Raw genomic sequence first — 20,276 nt, 5'->3', positions numbered from 1 at the left:
TTGCCTGCGGATATTTTTCCGCCTGACACGTACCGAAAGCACGCCACAACACTCTTAAGGTGTGTGCCGCTTATCCCCCCACAAAGATAAATGAATTTCACCGAAAGCCGTCTGCCATATACAAAACCGCAATGATTTAATTTGTTTTTTTACGATATTGAAAGACAAATTAAATCATTGCGCGTATATTATATGCCTGTAGCCAAAGCCACCGTCTACAGGAACGGTGCAAGCAGGTGGGCAAACCATCCCACAAACTTCTTCCATGTGGAACGGCTCTCCTTCCAATACTCAGGAGTGAGGTATATGCTCTTTTTCTTGTCTCCGTCAAAAATATCATTCAGCTGACGCGTCGTGCATGTGTCGATTATCACGGCATTGGCCTCATAATCCCAGCTTAGACTGCGTGAGTTGAGATTTGCGCTTCCCACGGTACAGAACCGTCCGTCAACCATCATAACCTTCGTATGATGAAAACCGGGCTGATATATCCACACATCGGCACCGCGCTTCATCAGTTTATGCACGTTATACATAACACAGTCCGGTGTGAGAGGAATGTCGCTCTTTGCCGAAACAAGTATTTCAAACTTAACCCCCCGTTTCAATGCTCTCTTTATTGCACGCTTCAACTTACCGTTCAATGTGAAATACGGATTTATAAGCTTCACCGAATCTTCCGCACTGTTTATCGCTCCTATATAAAACGCCCTTATTATATCAGGAGAAGCGTGGGGTTCACGGTTTATTATACCAATTGTCTTGTGACGGGCCGTAGGCGTCGTGTCAGGAGAAAGCCCGCTTATCTCCACAGGCTCGTATGCACGGAAATACTTAGGATTCCACAAGTCCTCCCCCGTCACCTTTTTCCATATTCTCACAAATATCATCTGAAGCTGGCTTACGGCCCCTCCTTCTATCCTGCAGTGCATATCATGCCACTCTCCCACTTGCTCCGTACCCTTTATATAGTAGTCTGCAACGTTCATTCCACCGGTATAGGCGATGTTTCCGTCTATGACAACAATTTTTCTATGGTCGCGGCTGAACACATGATTTATCCACGGAAATCGCAACGGATCGAATTCGTGTATGTTGACACCGGCCTTACGCAAACTGTCTATATGACGCTTTCTCAGCGGCCGGTTATTCGATGAATTTCCGAAACCGTCGAAAAGGGCCCTCACTTCCACGCCTTCGGCAGCTTTACGTTTCAGAATATCAAAAAGTTCCGAGGCAATGGAATCGTTTCTGAAATTAAAATACTCAAGATGCACGCTGCTCTTGGCCTGGCTTATGGCATTAAACATATCCACAAACTTATCATGGCCCGTGGTAAGCAACGTCACGGAATTATTATGGGTGAAGACGATGCCTTTCTTTTCAAGAATGTCTGTTATTGCAGAATCGCTTGCGGTTACGGCATTTACATCCAACACAATGCACAATGCCGCAACTGCAATGAAAAATGCCTTTTTCATCACGATATTATTTATATCATACAGGAATAATGGTCGACCACGCCCAACAACCGCCTGTCTTCATCGGTCACAAGCACGGAATGTATCTTATACCTGTTCATTATCTTCTGTATATCTGAAATCTTTGTCTGAGGCAATACCGTCTTCGGTGATACTGTCATTATGTCTGCCACGGTCTTGTCGAAGAACTCTGCCTGCCATTTCTCCATGGCCCTCCTTATGTCGCCATCGGTAATCAGCCCTGTTATCCTGCCGCTGTCGGTGGCAATTCCAAGACCGAGTTTTCCCTTGCTCACGAGGATTATCGCCTCTCCGAGGTGCATGTCCGGTGCTATCGTCGGCAGGCTCACCGTATGCATCACATCCTGTGCAGTGGTGAGAAGTCTCTTGCCTAATTCTCCTCCGGGATGGAACTGCGCGAAATCGTTCGGCTGAAAATTACGAAGTTTCATCAGTGCCACGGCAAGAGCGTCACCCATGGCAAGGGCAGCCGTCGTGCTGCTCGTAGGGGCGAGATTCAGAGGACAGGCCTCCTTGCTCACGCTAACATTGATATGACACGTAGAATATTTTGCCAGAAGCGAACCGGGGTTTCCGCTCATTGCCACAATAGGTATTTCCATGTGCAGCACCATCGGAATAAACCTCAGCAGTTCATCGGTATTTCCTGAATTGGATATTGCCAACACGACATCGTCTTTCGTCATCACTCCAAGGTCACCATGAAAGACGTCAAGCGGATTTATATAGAACGACGGTGTGCCGGTACTTGACAACGTGGCTGCTATTTTTGCACCTATATGGCCGCTTTTGCCTACTCCTGTCACAATCACCTTGCCGTGGCAATGGAATATCAGTTCCACGGCCCTGTCAAAATCACCGTCTATCTGCGGTATGAGGTCGAGCATAGCCTGAGCCTCGTCTCTGATACACTGTATCGCGCTTTCCCTTATCTTATTCATTGTCTCCGGTTTTCTAATTTTTCCTTTACTTAATCAACTCTTCCACAAGCCCTTCCAGCTTATCGAGCTCAAGCATGTTTGCCGCATCACTCATACCCTTGTCCGGCTCGGGGTGCACTTCGAAAAACCATCCTGTGGCTCCGAAAGCCTTTGCCGCCATGGCCATTTGCGGAACAAAGCGTCGGTCACCACCGGTCTTGCCGTCAAGTCTTCCCGGACGTTGTACGCTATGAGTACAGTCCATTATCACCGTAGGAACAATATCAAGCATCCCGGGAATATTACGGAAATCCACCACAAGATTATTATATCCCATGATATTGCCGCGCTCAGTAAGCCATATATCTTTTGCACCTGCATCACGGGCTTTCTCAACCGGATACCTCATGTCCGATGCACCGAGAAACTGCGCTTTCTTTATGTTTACGATGCGTCCTGTCTTTGCCGCACTCACAAGCAAATCGGTCTGCCGACACAGAAAAGCCGGTATCTGGAGTACATCGGCCACCTCTGCCGCAGGCGCGGCCTGAAAACTCTCATGTATATCCGTAAGTATCCTAAGCCCGTATTTCCGCTTTATACCGGCAAGCATCTCAAGACCTTTTTCCATCCCCAGTCCGCGGTATGAACGGATTGAAGTACGGTTGGCCTTATCAAACGAAGACTTGAAAATTATGTCTACACCGTATTTGCTGTTTATCTCTACAATTTTGCGTGCCACAGCATCAAGCACCTCATACGTCTCAATGACGCATGGCCCTGCTATTATGGTTTTATTCATGTTTTTTGTTCGTTTTAGATTCATCGAAGCCGTATAGGTATTTTAGCTGTTAAATAAAACGGTGCAAATTTACGGCATTTAAATGAAAGCTACAAAATTTTTTCTTTCTTTTAAGTTTTCATCACCTGCCTGTTTTATATACTGAATCAATGTGTATACAAATATATTAAGCCATCCATATGCCACCGCGTCATTTATTTATTGCATCAATATTCTTTATAAATATATCTCTCTGTGGGAATGGTATCTCTATATTATTGTCGTTCAACGTACGGTATATACATTCCTTTATGTCGCTTTCCGCATACACCTGCTTGAGCACATCAACCCAGCAGAACAGTTTCAGATTCACACTATTGTCGCCAAATTCCACAAATACCACCCTCACCGGCTTGCTGCCATCCATAAGTGGATGACGCATATCCGTAACGGCCTTCTCTATCATGGCACTCACTTCCTTCACGTTGCTGCCATATCCGATACCAAACATGATGACAGACAGTGCGAATCCGTGGTTGCGGGTAAGATTTTTATAATTCTTTGTGAACAACTGGCTGTTCTGGAATGCTATTACAGAACCGTCTGTGGCTTCAAGCAATGTGCTCGTATAGCTTATCGAGGCCACACGGCCGCGGACACCGTCGCATTCTATGAGGTCGCCTACTTTTATGCGACCTGCCATCAACGAGATGCCATAATAGATATTCTCGATTATGTCCTTTGAGGCAAAACCAATACCTGTAGACAATCCTCCGGTTATAACAAGTATCCACGAAAGCGAAATACCGAGAACAGACAGGCTCACAAGCGTCCAAGCTCCCCACACAGCCACCTGTATCACATTCTTTGCCATCATCGTGCGGCTGTCCGCCGTATTCGGGTCCTGACTCTTGAAATGATCATACAGGGCTGTTTTCACAAACATACAGACGTATGAAAACAGGAACCAAAGGCTGACCACCGTGGCAATGCCTGTCATGCTCAACTTGAGGTTTGAAAGATTCACAAACTTATAGTTGAACACCTTCCAGCACAAATCACTCAGATTAAATACATCTGCCGCCCAGTATATCGATATCATGACCGAGACGACTCCCATCACAGGCAGAAGTACACCGTTAAGCAGCTTATATGCCCATGTCTTTGATACAGGCTTTGAGGCCAGATTCTTTCTCTCACCGTATTTTGTTATCCACCTGCTGACACATGTTATGGTAAGTATGCACGTAAGCTGCATAATCCACCATATAAGCAACTGGACGCTTGCCAGGGTATAGCCAAGCCATGAAAGTATTACCGATATTACAAACACCGTAAGCGATATATATGTATAGGCAATATCGCTCTGCGGTATATTTTTATTATGACTGCGTATGACACCCCATTGCCATAGGGCGCAAATCAGCAATATCGGTGGGAAGATCAGGTTTACAAGCTCATTGGGTATGAGGATTATACGAAACGAAATGACAAGGAACCCCATTATTATCAATGGAGAATAAATTCTGAAACCGCTATGCATCTGCACAGCCTTAAGCCTGAGCAGCAACGATATAAGCACCACACCAAGCAACCAGGCATACTCCACGAGCAAGTCGCTTGCCATGATGATGAAATTCTGGGCTGTGGTGGCTCTCACTATTCCGAGAATAAGGGCAAAAGTAACTGTTGTCGTCGCCATTATTATATATGTGCGCTTCTCCATGAACTTCTCCGTACGGAATTTCTTAGGCATCAGTACTCTCAGAATCATGACATTGAGAAAAGAAGCCACAATACCGTATATGGCAATCATACCGAACAGTCCGAAGATGAACCTGCTGCTCCATTGCGACTTTGTATTTGAATTGCTGACATACTTCTGTATTACCGTCTGCCGTGTGCTACTCAACTTCTGTCTCACATTCTTCAAAATCGTAAAATAGTCGTCTCCACCATTATTGAATATACTCGTCTGAATATCGTTATACCTTTTATTGGCATAATCGTTTATTTCCTTAAGATGAAGCTCGGTGGTGTCGTATATACGGATAAACTCTTCTATTCCATCATTGTTTTCCTTAAGTGTGTTGCAGATGTTTGTGGCAAGAGTCAGACATACATTCCTGTCTGTCTTTGCCTTATCGCTGAGCATGTCTACAGACATCGTGCGCAGACTCTTTGCAAGACTGTCATAGCCGGCAATATCCTGCCTGTTTTTCAACAGATAATTCCTGAAAGGCAACTGGGATTTCTGGAAGTTCAGATACTGTTCCGTAGCTTCATGACAGGCGTATGCCATGTCAAACACATAGTCGGGATTCTGGGAATAAAGCATCAGGGCGTTCTGGTTGCTTTTCTGTAACGTGGATATCAACTGACGGTGCACGACCTCTCCTTTATGTTTATTCTGCATGGATTGCGAAGAAAGCTCACGCCTGTAGTTTGTCAGCTCAATACGCAGCACAGAAAGCGTACTCTCAAGATTCTTTTCTTTCAACACGGCATTTATATCCGTTGCCGCAACGAGAATCATCATTATTATGACTATCAGCCTTTTCATTTATGTTTTATGGTTTTTACATGAAGAAATGCAAAGTTAACACTTTTTTTTCGGTTTTTCATAAAAACAAAGCAATATATGTAAAGAACGGCAACGTAGATATCACAAACCGAACAAGATGCACTTTAGACATGTCTGCAATATATAAGATTATAGACTCAAGATTCAGTGAATATGTCAAAGAAAATCTACAATAGTAGAAATTATATAATGCTTATAGCCACTGTATATAACGAGAAACGATACTGTATCTACAATAGTAGAAATTATATAAGGCTTATAGCCTCTGGGCGAAAGAAGCTCGACAAGGCAAAATCTACAATAGTAGAAATTATATAAGGCTTATAGCCTTATATCATCATGCGTCATATCATCAAATCTACAATAGTAGAAATTATATAAGGCTTATAGCCAAAAATCATACCACCATAGGTTCACCCATCTACAATAGTAGAAATTATATAAGGCTTATAGCCAGGGAGGCGAACTGATAGCAGACTATCACATCTACAATAGTAGAAATTATATAAGGCTTATAGCCTTTATTTTGCAAAAGTACAAATTACTTCTTTAAATACCAAAGACTTAAAATAAAAAACAAAAAATAAATTTATAAGGGGTACTATAAAATCACAATATCTGTTTATACGTAAATGTCTGTTTATCAATACATATAAGAACAATCCACATATTTGTAGAGACCGACATCTGCAATTATTATAATAAACTAAAAATATACGATATCTTTATCACGATGAATAGCATTACCATATTTTCTTAATTTCACACCTGCCACATCGAAAATAATGACGCTGTCACCACCGTCAAACTTCTTGGCAAAAGTCTCTTCTATCTTAACAACAAGATTGTTGATAACCCGATCAGTATTGTTTACCTCGTATACAGAATACTGAAGTCTGACAGCACCGTATTTCGTCAGCATCTTTGAGAATTTTGCGCGGAGCCGATCATCGCTTATGTCATAACTTATAACTAACATATCATAACATAAACATTGGATACTCTTTCACTGATTTTCGCCCCATAAAGCAACGATAATACGACTGTATATATTTAAAAACATCGCTCTTGTATGGTATTAGGGCATCAAAGAACACACGGCAATATACGGCATTATTGTCGTGACGCAAACGATATTCACCCTTTTGTATTTGAAAATCCTTTTCCGAAAATTGCTTGCGGTTCCACGCCGTACGTGCCGCTTTATCTATAATCGGACGAAAAGGTTCCATTACATCACACACGAGTGACTTACGCTTGAACCACATGCGATGATAAACGCCCACATAAAGGTCAAAGCCGAACATCCTCAGGAAGCATTCCATATAGTTAAACAGAATTGTATAGCCGATGTCGAGGGTTGCATTCAGCGCATCACACTTTGTACGCGGCCGTCGCTGATGCCAGTCAAAGTCCTGATAAAACGCCGCAAAAAAAGATTTGGCTGCCACGCCTTCCAAACCCATCAAGGCATTGTAATCACCCACATCATTTATCGTATCCACGCATCCCTGCAACACAGCACGTGCCTGTTCCGTACGCTCATCTTTACGCCGTGTGTCAGCCAATGCCTTTATCTGATTCCGTATCTTATTGTCTACAATTATTTTGGCAATGCTGATATCATCTTTTTGAAACTCATACTGCCGCTTGCGCAACAGGAAATTTGCCTCCGCAGAATCTGCCCAAAAGAAAACCGGGCGCAACGAAGGCTTCATCACTACAAGAGCGACACCAAACTTACGGCACTTTTCAATAAGCGGCGTTGTGATTCGTATGTGTCCGACGACAAAAAGTGCCAGGATTTTCTGAAATGGCAGTTTGGTGAGTGTCTTCATCTTGTCACTGTTCTCAATCTGCTCTTCAAGCAGGAGTTCGCCGTTACTTACACGTATGCTCCGTTCATGGATACAGTTTATAACGAAAACCGTACGGTATTCTATGTCTTTATTGGTAAACATTGTTTTCGGTTGTTTTGTCACACAGGCTACAATAGATACAATGGCGGCATTTGTTAGGATTAACCGTAAATGGTGTCTCTTCCGGATTATAATTGCGGAATCTTTCAATAAAACTCCGGAACATACGAAGCTCTTCATTATCGGGCTTTTTTATCGGAATCATCTTATTGGCCGATATTTCATAGAAAGCCAGCTCTTCCACTGCATATCCCATTTCTTCCAGACAGAGCATCTGCGCCCATAATTGGTATATCTGCCCCTGATATATCTGCTTCAGCTGGTATTTGCGCTCAATGAGTTTTCGTTCCTTACGCTTATATACATCAATTTTGCCCATAAGACCGTATTCTTCAGAGTATACAGGCAACGAAAGAATGTCGTCGGCACGGTTGCTGGCCGTCTTCTTGTCCACTGTCTCATGCGCAGACCGTCCGCGTGTCTGTGGCGTGGCGTGATACATCGTCTCGTCCGTATCCATATACACATTGTGGAAGTATATGGAGTACGGGCAGAAGATGAAATCATTCAATGTTGAAATTGCAATATAGTCAATCATCAAGATAAGGTTTTTGCTGGGCAAACTGCAACCATTCCTTATTTGAAATGGCAAGATTCGGTTTCTCGCCACTTGGGGCAGACTGTATCTTACGTATGGCCCACAATCCCTTTCTGGCTATGTTGTATGCACCGTTTGCATCGGCATCCTTAGGCAAGGTGCTGATTTCGTTGCGACTGTCGTAGAAGTTTCCGTCAGCATCGGCAACCGGTGACAACAGGTAGTCTATCTCTGTTCCTGTCTTGCTGTTACGCATCTGCAACAACAGTTTCATAAGATTCATCAAAGGTTCGAGATGCTTCTTTTCTGTAAGGGAACAGATGGCATCCTTCAAATTCCCCTCTATGTCGATACCGGCATCGGCAAAGGCTTTTTTAAACTCATCTGTAAGCACAATCTCCTCATTGTCCCACTGATTGTTTTTCTTCGGATTGCGGAATGTCTTTATGCGCGAACCGTATGTACACAATGTCCATTTTGTCCGGGTGCCTTTTGCCTTGTCTGTAAACTTATCATAGTCAAAAGTAAACTCAAACAGGTCTTTATCACCATTATAACGTATAACATCAAACTTAGAGAAGAAACAGCGTGTCTTGTCTACATTCTCATACCGTGTGTCAAGCATATTGACGAATCCGGTAACCGGGTCTATCTTACTCGTGTTCCATGCCGGAATGTAAAACAGCCAACCGCTCTGCTTGCCGAGTTTACGGAAACTCTCAAACCTACTTGTAAGCTGGAGTGGATGAAGCACACCGCCTATATCTGTTGCCTCTTTCTGCTTGTCAACATAGCAGTTCAATTTGTCTATAAGCATCTTTTCAAACTTCTCATAGACCTGCCTCTCTATCTTCTGGCGTCCACGCATAAAGCCCATATTCAAATCCTCTAATACCACAATTGCCTTATACTCCACCATCATCTTTGCTATGATGTGAACGACCTGACTAAGATATCCTTCTTTTATTTCCTTTATATTCTCTATCTTCTGCCAGTTGCGTCGCGCCTCATTGCGGTCACCTTCACGAGCGACAAGCAAATCCTTATAGTTAGTAGGAGGACATGGAGCACCATTGTATTCGCTGGCAATCTCATTCAGTGTAAACTGCTTCACAATGTTTCCTTTCAGGTCTATCAACGACAGATACAGAAGATGACGCTCTCCGCGGTCTATACCGATAATATGCTCGATTCCCCCATCACGTATGGCTTCCAACGTGGCAGAATTCAATCTATCATCGCCCGTTGCCTTGAAGTTTATGGTAATTGGCACATGGAATTGAAACTTGTCGACCGTATAACGCCGGTTCTTTATTATATCATATTCAAATATGCTTTCTCGTTTATCGTTCTGCGGATTCTTGTTGGCGACGGACTGATGTGCCTTATGGACAGTTGTTTTGCAAAGGTCAAGACTCTTTTTGCGGTAAAACAGTTCTGCCTGCCCGTTGAGCTTATATACTATATTTTCCAAATTTCTCTCATCAAAGAGCATCTTCCAATATATGGTATGTAAATTAGGTGTTCCCTTGCTGTGCTCGGAAAAGTCTTTGTTCCATATCTGGAACAGATAAAGTTTTCCATCATCTACAAGCCTGTCAATATACTCTTCTGACACATTACGGAAACCAAGCATATAGCCTTGCTGTTCCACTTCCCTATAGAACCCTACCATATCCTCGTAAGTGTTCGTTTCCGAAAATATGAATCCGAACCTGCTCCAATCCTCATGCTTGTTTATGGAAGCTTTGAAAAAATCTATCAGACGATGACAGTCCGACAAACTAAAATTCGCTCCCTTCTTATGAGTTCCATTTTCATAAGCTTTTGTGATAACTTCTGACGGAGCAAACTCGGATTTACGGGATTTTGAAAAGAAAACCTTTGGCAACATTTTATTTGCGCCGGGCAATAGCTTGTAATCAACCTTCTCATAAGAACTTCCTTCCGAAGGCAAACAATCACAGTAGAAAGACTTATTGGCCTTTTTGTCCATAATGCCAAGATAGTACATTCCATCCTTACGCAACAATACCGATGTACAGTCCGGTTCCTTATTCACATCCCATCCGCCAAGCAACTGGGAATTTTCAAAGTTCAGCTTTATCTTTTCCGTTTTATATGGTTTACGTGTCAACCAGTCGCGCACCTTTTATATAAAGGAGTAACCATATCCAGTTCACCCCATGCTTCACACAGTTTTGCATAAAACTCATTGTCCTTGTCTGCTTCATCTCCATTGCCAAGCAAAGGCTTGATGAAATGCTGCAAAGCCTTGAAAGCATCAAGCAGGTCCCTGATGAGCTTTATATCGTTTTCCGACTGGTTCAAATCTGTATGCTTTCCGGCAAGCACATCTGCCGCCGTCACACGCGCCATCTCTATTTGTGTGAACAGGTTGATACGCTGCCCGTCATTCCTGTCGTAAGCACCGAGTTGTGCGAAATACTCCTCCACCCTTTTCACTGGCTCACCGGCCGAATCTCCAAAAGCCTCACCAACAGAGTCAAGATAATCTATACTGAAACTCTTTCCCAACTTGAAAAGCTTGTTTATCCTTTCATCATACAGTTCCGGATCGGCTTTCTCTTTCTTTGTAGGAGTGGCACTATTGCAAATATCTTTCTTTATCCCTTTCGCAAATACGTCATACTGTCCGAACATGCGTTGCGAGATTTCTGTAAGTTCCGAACCGTTGGAAATGTATATCTTAGACAAATCATAGTCACCGATGTGCTGCAACAAGTGCTTAAGCGAACCATTACCTTCCAAAACCGTATGCAAGGCGTCGACAGTCTCATTAATAGCCTTTATCACCTCTTCGTCGCTACTGAATTTTTCAGGCAACCACGATATGGCCACCCTGTCGCTAAGAATCATCTTATATAGCGGTTTCAACAATGGCAGACGCTTCTTCTTATCGGTCTGCTGTTGGTTATACAAGTTGACATATTCGTTGATGCCCTGCAACTTCACATCATTCTCCACACGTCCGCCTATGATGCTGTTGTATACCTCTATCTGCTCTTGTGTAAGCACATCTGTGAAATAACCCAAACCGAACATTTCGCTGATATGCTCCACATTAAGATATTCCTGATAGGATGTCTCGATATCAACAAAGCCGGAAGCCACTCCGCTCTCTGCAATCTTCATGAAAGACTGCATATTGTCGTAGAATATCGGCAGATTCTCGTTTATCAGGCGATATGCAATGGCTGTAGACTTTTCCTCAGCTGAATACATATTCTTGCGGTTCTCATGGAAACCGGTAAAGTATGTTGTAAACTTACCGAAGTTGTCTATCATACGCTTTTCTTCTTCCGACTCGGCTATATGTACAAGATGCTTTGTTATCAGTTCCTTCTTAAACAATTCCTTATAATCCTCTTCCTTATTAAAAGCGTTCACAATCTGCTTACGCAGATTTGCCTTTACTTTGCCTAAGAGCTCGTCTTCATCAGCATCCCGGCTGGTTTTAGATGCCAGTCCAACATAGTCTTCCAGAGAGTCGTTGCCTCCGTCTGATTTCAGTTTTAGTTTCAACTTGTCAAGACACATACGCACAAACCATTTATGATAACGGTCTATAATATCTTTTACTTTCTCATATTCATCTGCCCTTCGTTCATCCTGGGCGATTAATCCTTTCCGCTCAATATGCTCCAAAGTTTTTCCTATCGGTCTGAGTTCAAATCTCAGTGTCTTACTCAAAGGGTACAATCCGGTAAATCGTTCAAACACATTCATTTCTATATTCTATTTAAATTAATACATTCCAATTTTATCCTTTCCTCAAGCAACTTCAACCGGTCTGCTTTTTCCATTATAGGATATCCTCCCCACCCTGTTTCCATAATGTTTTTATTGATAAGATTATCAAACAAATTGTTATATTCCTTGTCATCTATTATGGCAAGGTCATGACATCTGTGTATTATTGCGGCTATACTTATTCCATACATGTTGCGTATACTGACAAGTTCCTCTAATGACAACTTTGTACGTATATGCCCGACACGTTTAAACAGACAGTTTTGAGGAATTAACATGGCTGCCGCAAAATGATGACATATCCTTTCTGAAGTAGCCTTTTTAACTGTTACTTTATATGGCAGTTTTTTGTATTTGTCCATTTCTGCACAATCGTCGTTATCTGATAAAAGCCTGATATTCAATATAAGATGTGCCAGCTCATGAAGCGCAGTAAACCGTTTGCGTTCTGTCGTCTTATTTGTATTTCTGTTTATTATTATAACCGGAATAGAATCACAAACAAAAGTAGAAAGCCCCAATATATCATAGTCTTCAATATCAACTTCTATTATATGAATACCACAATTCATAAACAGTTCATAAACAGAAAATATCGGCTGATAGCCTATTTCAAGTTTCTTACGCAAGTCTATAGTGACATTTTCCGCATCATCATAGGTTCTTATAAGTTTTCTTCTGGATAACTTTAAATTATCACTTTCTGAACAGACAATATTTTCTGCAAGAAGATATTTCTGTATTTCGGAAATAACCAGACACTTAATCTGCTCTGCCTTTTTAGTCGGTATGTCCTTAGTAAAACGAAAATCAAGTTTACCTATACGCATATCATCATCATAGAAATACGACAAAGGAACATTGCAAGCATCGGCTATCGCACTAAGTGTCTGAACCGAAGGACGCAACAAGCCTCGTTCTATCTTGGATATAGAATTTTTACTTATGGCTCTGTCCCCCATTCTGCTTACTAAATCATCCATTGACAGCCGCTGAGACTTACGTGCAATCTTTATTTTCAAAAAATTCAGGTTTTCCATTTTATACATTGCAAATATTTAGGTTACAAAGATAGTTGTTTTATTTTATTCTGTAACCTAATTAATATCTTTTAATATTATGCCCGGACAATATTATCGTTGTTCCTCTAATCAAATGGTAGCGTACTTAAATAGCCATCTATAAATATGCCACTCTCTTTCGGTGACTTGGCCTTCTTTTAATAGCAGGTACTTTCTGTAATTTAGTTTGCTTAATCCGTAACAAAGATATATGATAATAAGTGGATTTTTACTATTTTTGCATAAGATAAAGCGCACCTCGCAATTTAAAGCAAGCATTATTGCATTCGGTTTGCATTATCTGTGCAATGTGAAATACATTTCATGCCCTATCAAAGGACAAAATACAACATCACAATAAATACAAATCTATGAACACAAAAAGAATTGCAGCTGCCGCACTATTCATGGCAGTATCGGTATTTGGAATGGCACAGTCCAAAGTCTATGTAACAAGAGACATAAACCCAGATGCACTCATAAAGATATATGAGGCTCTCGGACGTAAGGCTGAGGGAAGGGTGGCAGTAAAGATAAGCACAGGGGAAGCAGGAAACCCAAACTACCTGAAGCCGGAACTGATAGGCGGACTCGTAAAGAAGGTGAACGGAACGATAGTGGAATGCAACACCGCATACGGAGGGAAAAGGAGCACAACGGAAGAGCATCTGAGAGTGGCCGAGGAACATGGATACACAAAAATAGCAAAAGTGGACATCATGGATGCCGAAGGGGAAATAAACATCCCCGTGCGCGACACATCACATATAAAGTATGATATCGTGGGCAAAAACATAAGAAACTACGACTTCATGATAAACCTCGCGCATTTCAAAGGACATCCCATGGGAGGGTTCGGCGGTGTGCTGAAGAACCAGAGCATCGGAGTGGCATCGGCAAGAGGAAAAGCAAACATACACACGGCCGGTATCACATCCGACCTGAAGACGATGTGGAAACATACAGGAAACCAGGACGGCTTCCTCATGTCAATGGCCGCAGCGGCACAGGCGGTGGCCGACTACTATGAAGATAAAATCATATATATCAGCGTAATGAACAATATGAGCGTAGACTGCGACTGCGTGTCAAGGCCTGAGGCCGTGAAACTGAAAGACTACGGTATTCTTGCCTCACTCGACCCTGTGGCCCTCGACCAGGCATGCATAGACATCATCTTCAACATGAAGCCGGAAGACAACAACAATAACGCCCCGCTAATAGAACGAATAAAGACACGGCACGGAACTCTTACAATAGACCATGCGGAGAAAATAGGAATGGGCAGCAAAAAATACGAGCTTATAAGCATCGATAAAGAATAAACGTGAATTCATTTAAAAATACGCTATACTCCATTTGCCAACTTATCAGAAAAACGGAGTATAGCGTATTTTTTGAAATCTATTTACATCTTCAGGTATATGTAAAATTCTCTTTCAGTGAATGGCCTATTCATGCTCGATGAACATGCCATTCATTGAAAGAGAACAGCCTATTCATCACGCAAGAATAGGCTGTTCATTTTTGGCATACTTTTTAATGCTTATAACAAGCTGTATACCAACATCTTACAAGTATTACAGATTCAGGAAAGAACAGCAACAAAAAGTTTTCAAATTTTTATTACATATCAAAGTCCGAAAACACCGGATACGAAAAATATCCCATACATGTCTTATCATACGGCAACCAGAATCCTGACCGGATTACGGACTCTAAACACACACACGCATTACACATCAAAACATTTACGGAGAGGACATCAGGCATCATACTATATGACGCTTATGTCCTCTCCGTAAATGTTTGATGTATATCTTCATGTGCCGGGAAACAGTCTTCCTGACACTACTTAAAAGCCGGTATTATATTATTTATCAGCCTTCGCCTTAGACGCCGGCTTATATCTCTTGTTCAACCCTGCTATAACCTCGTTTGTGATATCATGCTTCTTTGCCGCATAAAGTATATTGTCTCCCGCCTTTGAGAGGATGAGGTCATACTTTTTGTCCTTATTGTAATCTCTAAGGAAGTTCTGAAGAGAATCGCGCAGGGCCATATTATATTTTGTAGTCTCCGCATCAAGCTCGGAGCCCAAACGGTTTTGAAGATTCTGCAGATCCTGCTCGCTCTTTTGTATTGCCGCCTGCGCACTTGCCGCCTGCTCGCGGCTCGTAAAGCCGTTATTCTGCAACTTCTGCTGGAAATTATTTGCAGCAGCCTGCAACTGCTTTCCTTTCTGAGTAAGTGTATTTCTTGCATTATTGCTCTTCTTCTGGAGAACAAGAGTATAGTCCTTGCAGAATTGATACTGAGACATTAACGAATCCACCTCCACGTATGCAATTTTCATACCCGCTGCAGAACCGGCAGAAACATTATCCTGTGACGGCTTCTCATCCATCTTTGGACTGGAATTGTTGCACGACATCATTCCTAAGGCAGAAACAGCAACGAACGATAACGATGCAAATAAATGATTTTTTTTCATTTCTATTGTTATATATAAAGTTATTCTATGATATTGTCGTCTCACTAACGGCAGACTTGCTTTTCCGACGGGATTCCCTGTCCTGTTCCATTACACAATGAATGCCACGTGCTTTCATGGCAGCACTGTCATGAATGTGCTGGGATGCGAAACTCCCATCTTTAATGAAAAACAGTTTCACGCACAAAAATACCATGCCAATAGCAATAATTAACGTGCTCAATAGGAAAATCTCAATCATATTGTGTAATTTTGCGGATGCAAAGATAATGCAATTTAATTAATTACAGTAATATAATGTCAAAAAAAAGAGTGAATAATGACTAAAAGTAATTTAACCCCTTTATGTGTATTTGAACAATTTGCACGTATCAATGAAATCCCCCGTCCGTCGAAACGTGAGGAGAAAATGATAGAATACCTCAAGAACTGGGGTATATCCCGCAATCTTGAGACAAATGTCGATGAAACAGGAAACGTCATCATAAGAAAACCGGCCACACCGGGATATGAGAACCGAAAAACCGTTATCCTGCAAAGCCACATGGACATGGTATGCGACAAACTTGTAGACGTAGAATTCGATTTCGACAAGGATGCCATACAGACTTACATAGACGGTGAATGGCTTAAAGCCAAAGGAACGACCCTTGGAGCAGATGACGGTATCGGAGTCGCCATCGAGCTTGCCATCCTTGAATCTGACGATATTTGTCACGGACCTATCGAATGCGTATTCACACGTGACGAGGAAACACAGCTCACGGGGGCAATGGGAATGGAAGCCGGATTCATGAGCGGTGACATGCTCATCAACCTTGACAGCGAGGACGAAGGACAGATTTTCGTATCATGTGCAGGGGGACGCACAACGACAGCCACATTCAAAGCTGAATATGAAACACTTGACGACACTTATTTTTATATACAAGGCTCTATAAAAGGACTTAAGGGCGGACACTCTGGAGATGACATTGAAAAGAAAAGGGCAAATGCAATAAAGATACTCGCACGCTTCCTATATAAGGAAATGAACAAGTACGACATACGCCTTGCCTCATTCAATTCGGGAAAAATGCATAATGCCATACCGCGTGACGGCAAATTTGTAATCGCAGTTAAAAACACCGAAAAGGAAAACATCAGGATTGACTGGAATATATTCACAGCTGAGATTGAAGAGGAATTCCATGTCAGCGACACAGAAATGGTGTTCGCCATGGAAAGCACAGAACCGCTTGCAGTGATAAAGAAAGACATTGCCGACAGATTCATACGCGCAATACAGGCCTGCGACAACGGGGTGTTTGCAATGTGCCAGGATGAGGCATTGGCATGGATGGTTGAAACTTCAAGCAACCTGGCAAGCATAATAACAACAGAGGACACAATAACAGCCGTTGCCTCACAAAGAAGTAATGTGATGAGCAACCTCGAAAACCAATGTAACACTGTAAAGGCAGTATTTGAACTTGCCGGAGCAACAGTTATACAAAACGACGGATACCCGGCATGGAAAATGAACGCAAACAGTGCTCTCACAAAAATCGTTTCCGATACATACAAAAAACTATTCGGAAAGGAGCCTATAGTAAAAGGTATACACGCCGGACTGGAATGCGGACTGTTCTCTGAGCGTTATCCTAATCTGGACATGGTGTCATTCGGTCCGACACTACGCGATGTGCATACACCGGAAGAACGACTGCATATCCCGACAGTACAAATGGTATGGGACCACATAATGGAGATACTCAAAAACATACCGGAGAAATAAATGGAAGCCGACAGAAAATGAGACATACCGTATTCCATAACTTTCTAACTATATCCACATTCATGCTGTTGCTCACATCTTGCGGGCAACAGCATGATGCGGAAAAGATTGTCGAGAGTTTCCTTAAAAACAATCTGAATACTCCATCGGAACTAAGCAAAATAAGTTTCTCAAAGCTTGACTCCACTGCAGCACTCACGGATTCAGCCATTACTGCAATGCATGATATTGTAAAACAGGAAAACAAATACAAAAAAGACATTACATACGGCAAAAGAGCAGAAGGAAAAAACATAATGTATCTCAGAGCAGACTACAGACTGAACTCGGAAGAATATTCGGCAACATTCTATATCACTCCGAATATTTCAAGCGTCTTGGCATTCAAGTACTATAAAAAGGATAAGGATTAATCTTTTTCTGAAGTTTTTTCAAAAAAAGTTTGCAAGTTTAAAATAAAAGCAGTACCTTTGCACCGCGTTTAAGAGAAAACGCTGAAACAACAAATTGAAATCTGTAAAGGAAGTTTGGGTGAGTGGCTGAAACCAGCAGTTTGCTAAACTGCCGTGCGTGTAAACGTACCGGGGGTTCGAATCCCCCAGCTTCCGCAGATTTATAAAAGTCGGTGGATTCATCTAACGGTTAGGATACAAGATTCTCAATCTTGGCATAGGGGTTCGATTCCCCTATCCACTACTTTAAAAGTTTCAGTTCTACTGGAACTTTTTTTAATGCGATTTTAATTGGTGGATTCATCTAACGGTTAGGATACAAGATTCTCAATCTTGGCATAGGGGTTCGATTCCCCTATCCACTACACAGACCGTTCCGAACTATTGTTTCGGGACGGTTTTTTCTTTCTCACTTCAAAGATTTCAAATATTTCTTTTATCGGCTCACCAGACAAACCGGGGCTCAGTAGAAAATCAGTGGGGATATTTATCATCCATAAAACATAATAAAGTAAATACTACGATGACACAAAACGCAAATATTCACCGAAGGCACCTTCAATATCCGTCCGGTATTCTTCCCTGAAAAAACAAGTATTTTTCTTCTGTGGATGCCAGTTGCCTACAATACGCCCGTCTGACACAATCACGGGATAAAAAAGCCCGTTATTACTGAATGCATAGCTGCGAAAATCATTTTCAATAACATGAAAACGGCTTTTATAGCCTATAAGGTACTCGTCATAAGACGGCAGGAGCAATGTCTTTCCACGACATCCCCTGATACGGCAATCACGGTAAATATAGTAAGTTTCTCCATCGTGAATATATTCAGACAACTCTTTACCGACAAAACAAACCGCCTTTTGACAATCTCTTGCGGCAAGCCCCGTCCACCATATAAAATCCTGCATTGTGGCCGGAGAATGGCTTCGGAAATATTTTCGTGCCAGCATCATCAACGACTCCTCATGTGAAAGCTCATCAAATCGAGGAATACGTTTTTCCACCAATGCGTATGTGTTCTGCCTGGCATCAAGACGCCCACTGCATATAACACCATCAAATTCCGCACGACGAAGATATATGGAAAATGTATGAGAATCAACGCAGAATCCCATTTCCTTCAACGATGAAACCAAATCGTCTTTAAGCATAGAATCTGTTCCGGACAGCACTTGACTTACCAAATCATTGAATCTCTCGTATTGCCTCTCACTGATATCCAGCCCATAAGTTTTTAAATAACCGTTGATCGCACGCTTATTTTTCTCAGCACAGAGACGCGACATCCAACGCAAGTCTTCAGCCGTCACCAATTGCCAAGTACAGCGAAACAAATGCGTACGGACAATACGTCCGGAATCATAAGCTTTTCGAAAAGCCTCCATTTTCGGACTTTTCAACCGCAAAGCCACGGCCCAACGCATCATCCTATACTCCTGAGCCTGCACCATACCCATCCATCCAACCAAGTCATGAGCATCCGAAAACAAAGGGGCTACAAGCTGTTGGTTTAGCAAACGTATATTTGGAATATTCATTACCTGTTCTATTTCCTTTTCATCGTCATTCTCTTATGCCCGGCCATTTCCTCAGCAAAAGCCTGTTCACCATTTCTCTTGATATAACGTATACAGGCCGGACGATCTGAATTAAAAATAAGAGAGAACAACTTACCTATAATGTTTGAATATATCTTACAATCAGCTACATCCTTACTACATCCGGCACAAGTATGGTATCCGTTATTAATCACACACTTACGAATCTTACACCATGATACTTTATCACTAAAGGAACATCCGGAACATCTTCCGGACAAGAATTTACGGCAAGCCCCGCAATAAAGTCCACAAGCTGCAATATTCCTTGTATTTACTTCAATGCCATTCATAAAGAAGTTTCTATTTTTTTGATTTTCAACGATTTTATAATTAAATATCGCAAAGGTACAACTATTATCTTAATAAACAAGCAATATCCAAAATTTGTTGCAACAAATACAATACTATATAGAAGTATCTATTATGCATCTCGCAATGTTTGATATCGCTTATTTGACTTAACAAAAAACGTTCTTTGCCTACAAGCATGTGTCACCCTCCATACACATATAGAAATCTTAGAACTGTCTGTCATCCACATAATAGGAACATCGCCTTGCAATGTGAAAGCCTCTCCGCCAAAAGATTGGAAAGTAAGGATGATTATATGGAAATTCTACAAATATAGAATGCAAAAAAATACCTCATGATTTTCTATCGCCCCCTGGTTGGCGGGTGAGCCGTAAACCTGAGTCGTGAGCCTACAATGGCTCACCCGACAAACCATGGGGATTAAGCATATAGCCTTGTAAGTCTGAAAAGAAAGAACTTAATGTCTGTCACCCCTCTTAAAGCAGCCCTGAAAGC

The 20,276-nt window shown here is 42.0% G+C and carries 13 protein-coding genes, 3 tRNA genes and 1 pseudogene; 6 read left to right on the top strand and 11 right to left on the bottom strand.

Annotation, left to right across the window (positions count from 1 at the left end; genetic code table 11):
- Positions 1–215 precede the first annotated feature (215 nt).
- The 9 genes and pseudogenes from HPS56_RS11695 to HPS56_RS11655 form a co-directional block, all read right to left on the bottom strand.
- Positions 216–1,481: a phospholipase D-like domain-containing protein gene (locus HPS56_RS11695; protein WP_172276810.1), complete on the bottom strand. Its 1,266-nt coding sequence runs from the start codon at positions 1,479–1,481 to the stop codon at positions 216–218.
- 11 nt (positions 1,482–1,492) lie between these two features.
- Positions 1,493–2,443 (bottom strand): KpsF/GutQ family sugar-phosphate isomerase, encoded by a 951-nt coding sequence (locus HPS56_RS11690; RefSeq protein WP_172276807.1) that lies wholly within the window; start codon positions 2,441–2,443, stop codon positions 1,493–1,495.
- A 25-nt stretch (positions 2,444–2,468) separates the two neighbouring features.
- Positions 2,469–3,248 carry a 3-deoxy-8-phosphooctulonate synthase gene (gene kdsA, locus HPS56_RS11685; RefSeq protein WP_172276804.1) on the bottom strand — a complete coding sequence of 260 codons (780 nt, stop codon included), beginning with the start codon at positions 3,246–3,248 and terminating at the stop codon, positions 2,469–2,471.
- Between the two features lie 166 nt (positions 3,249–3,414).
- Positions 3,415–5,766 (bottom strand): mechanosensitive ion channel family protein, encoded by a 2,352-nt coding sequence (locus HPS56_RS11680; RefSeq protein ID WP_172276801.1) that lies wholly within the window; start codon positions 5,764–5,766, stop codon positions 3,415–3,417.
- A 727-nt stretch (positions 5,767–6,493) separates the two neighbouring features.
- Positions 6,494–6,766 (bottom strand): CRISPR-associated endonuclease Cas2, encoded by a 273-nt coding sequence (gene cas2, locus HPS56_RS11675; RefSeq protein WP_172276798.1) that lies wholly within the window; start codon positions 6,764–6,766, stop codon positions 6,494–6,496.
- Position 6,767: 1 nt separating this feature from the next.
- Positions 6,768–7,748, bottom strand: a complete 981-nt coding sequence (cas1, locus tag HPS56_RS11670; protein WP_172276795.1) for a type V CRISPR-associated endonuclease Cas1 — start codon at positions 7,746–7,748, stop codon at positions 6,768–6,770.
- Entirely contained in the window at positions 7,735–8,304 is a 570-nt protein-coding gene (gene cas4 / locus HPS56_RS11665) for a type V CRISPR-associated protein Cas4 (RefSeq protein ID WP_172276792.1), read from the bottom strand. Before cas4 ends, cas1 begins: the two co-directional genes overlap by 14 nt.
- A pseudogene (gene cas12a, locus HPS56_RS13425) lies at positions 8,297–12,054 on the bottom strand (type V CRISPR-associated protein Cas12a/Cpf1). The gene cas4 and the pseudogene cas12a overlap by 8 nt, the downstream one beginning before the upstream one ends.
- Before the next feature lie 2 nt (positions 12,055–12,056).
- On the bottom strand, positions 12,057–13,100 hold the full coding sequence (locus HPS56_RS11655) for a helix-turn-helix domain-containing protein (protein ID WP_172276789.1): 1,044 nt from the start codon (positions 13,098–13,100) through the stop codon (positions 12,057–12,059).
- Positions 13,101–13,510: 410 nt separating this feature from the next.
- On the opposite strand from HPS56_RS11655, the gene HPS56_RS11650 reads away from it, so the two are divergent.
- A complete protein-coding gene (locus tag HPS56_RS11650) occupies positions 13,511–14,464 on the top strand; it encodes a DUF362 domain-containing protein (protein WP_172276786.1) in 954 nt (317 codons plus the stop codon).
- A 548-nt stretch (positions 14,465–15,012) separates the two neighbouring features.
- On the opposite strand, the gene HPS56_RS11645 is transcribed toward HPS56_RS11650, so the two are convergent.
- A complete protein-coding gene (locus HPS56_RS11645) occupies positions 15,013–15,633 on the bottom strand; it encodes an OmpH/Skp family outer membrane protein (protein ID WP_172276783.1) in 621 nt (206 codons plus the stop codon).
- 319 nt (positions 15,634–15,952) lie between these two features.
- On the opposite strand from HPS56_RS11645, the gene HPS56_RS11640 reads away from it, so the two are divergent.
- From HPS56_RS11640 to HPS56_RS11620, 5 genes are all read left to right on the top strand, one after another.
- A complete protein-coding gene (locus HPS56_RS11640; protein ID WP_172276780.1) occupies positions 15,953–17,410 on the top strand; it encodes an aminoacyl-histidine dipeptidase in 1,458 nt (485 codons plus the stop codon).
- A 17-nt stretch (positions 17,411–17,427) separates the two neighbouring features.
- A complete protein-coding gene (locus tag HPS56_RS11635) occupies positions 17,428–17,823 on the top strand; it encodes a hypothetical protein (RefSeq protein WP_172276777.1) in 396 nt (131 codons plus the stop codon).
- Between the two features lie 108 nt (positions 17,824–17,931).
- Positions 17,932–18,018: transfer RNA gene (locus HPS56_RS11630), tRNA-Ser, on the top strand.
- Positions 18,019–18,034: 16 nt separating this feature from the next.
- A tRNA-Glu gene (locus HPS56_RS11625) sits at positions 18,035–18,106 on the top strand.
- Between the two features lie 49 nt (positions 18,107–18,155).
- Positions 18,156–18,227, top strand: a tRNA-Glu gene (locus HPS56_RS11620).
- Between the two features lie 153 nt (positions 18,228–18,380).
- Here the strand turns inward: HPS56_RS11620 and HPS56_RS11615 are convergent.
- Entirely contained in the window at positions 18,381–19,406 is a 1,026-nt protein-coding gene (locus HPS56_RS11615) for a winged helix DNA-binding domain-containing protein (RefSeq protein ID WP_172276774.1), read from the bottom strand.
- Positions 19,407–20,276 lie beyond the last annotated feature (870 nt).

It is taken from the genome of Xylanibacter muris (assembly GCF_013166605.1).
GTDB classification, from domain to species: Bacteria; Bacteroidota; Bacteroidia; order Bacteroidales; family Bacteroidaceae; genus Prevotella; species Prevotella muris.
Note: the sequence above shows the minus strand (reverse complement) of the source record. Positions and strands in the feature narration are given on the sequence as shown.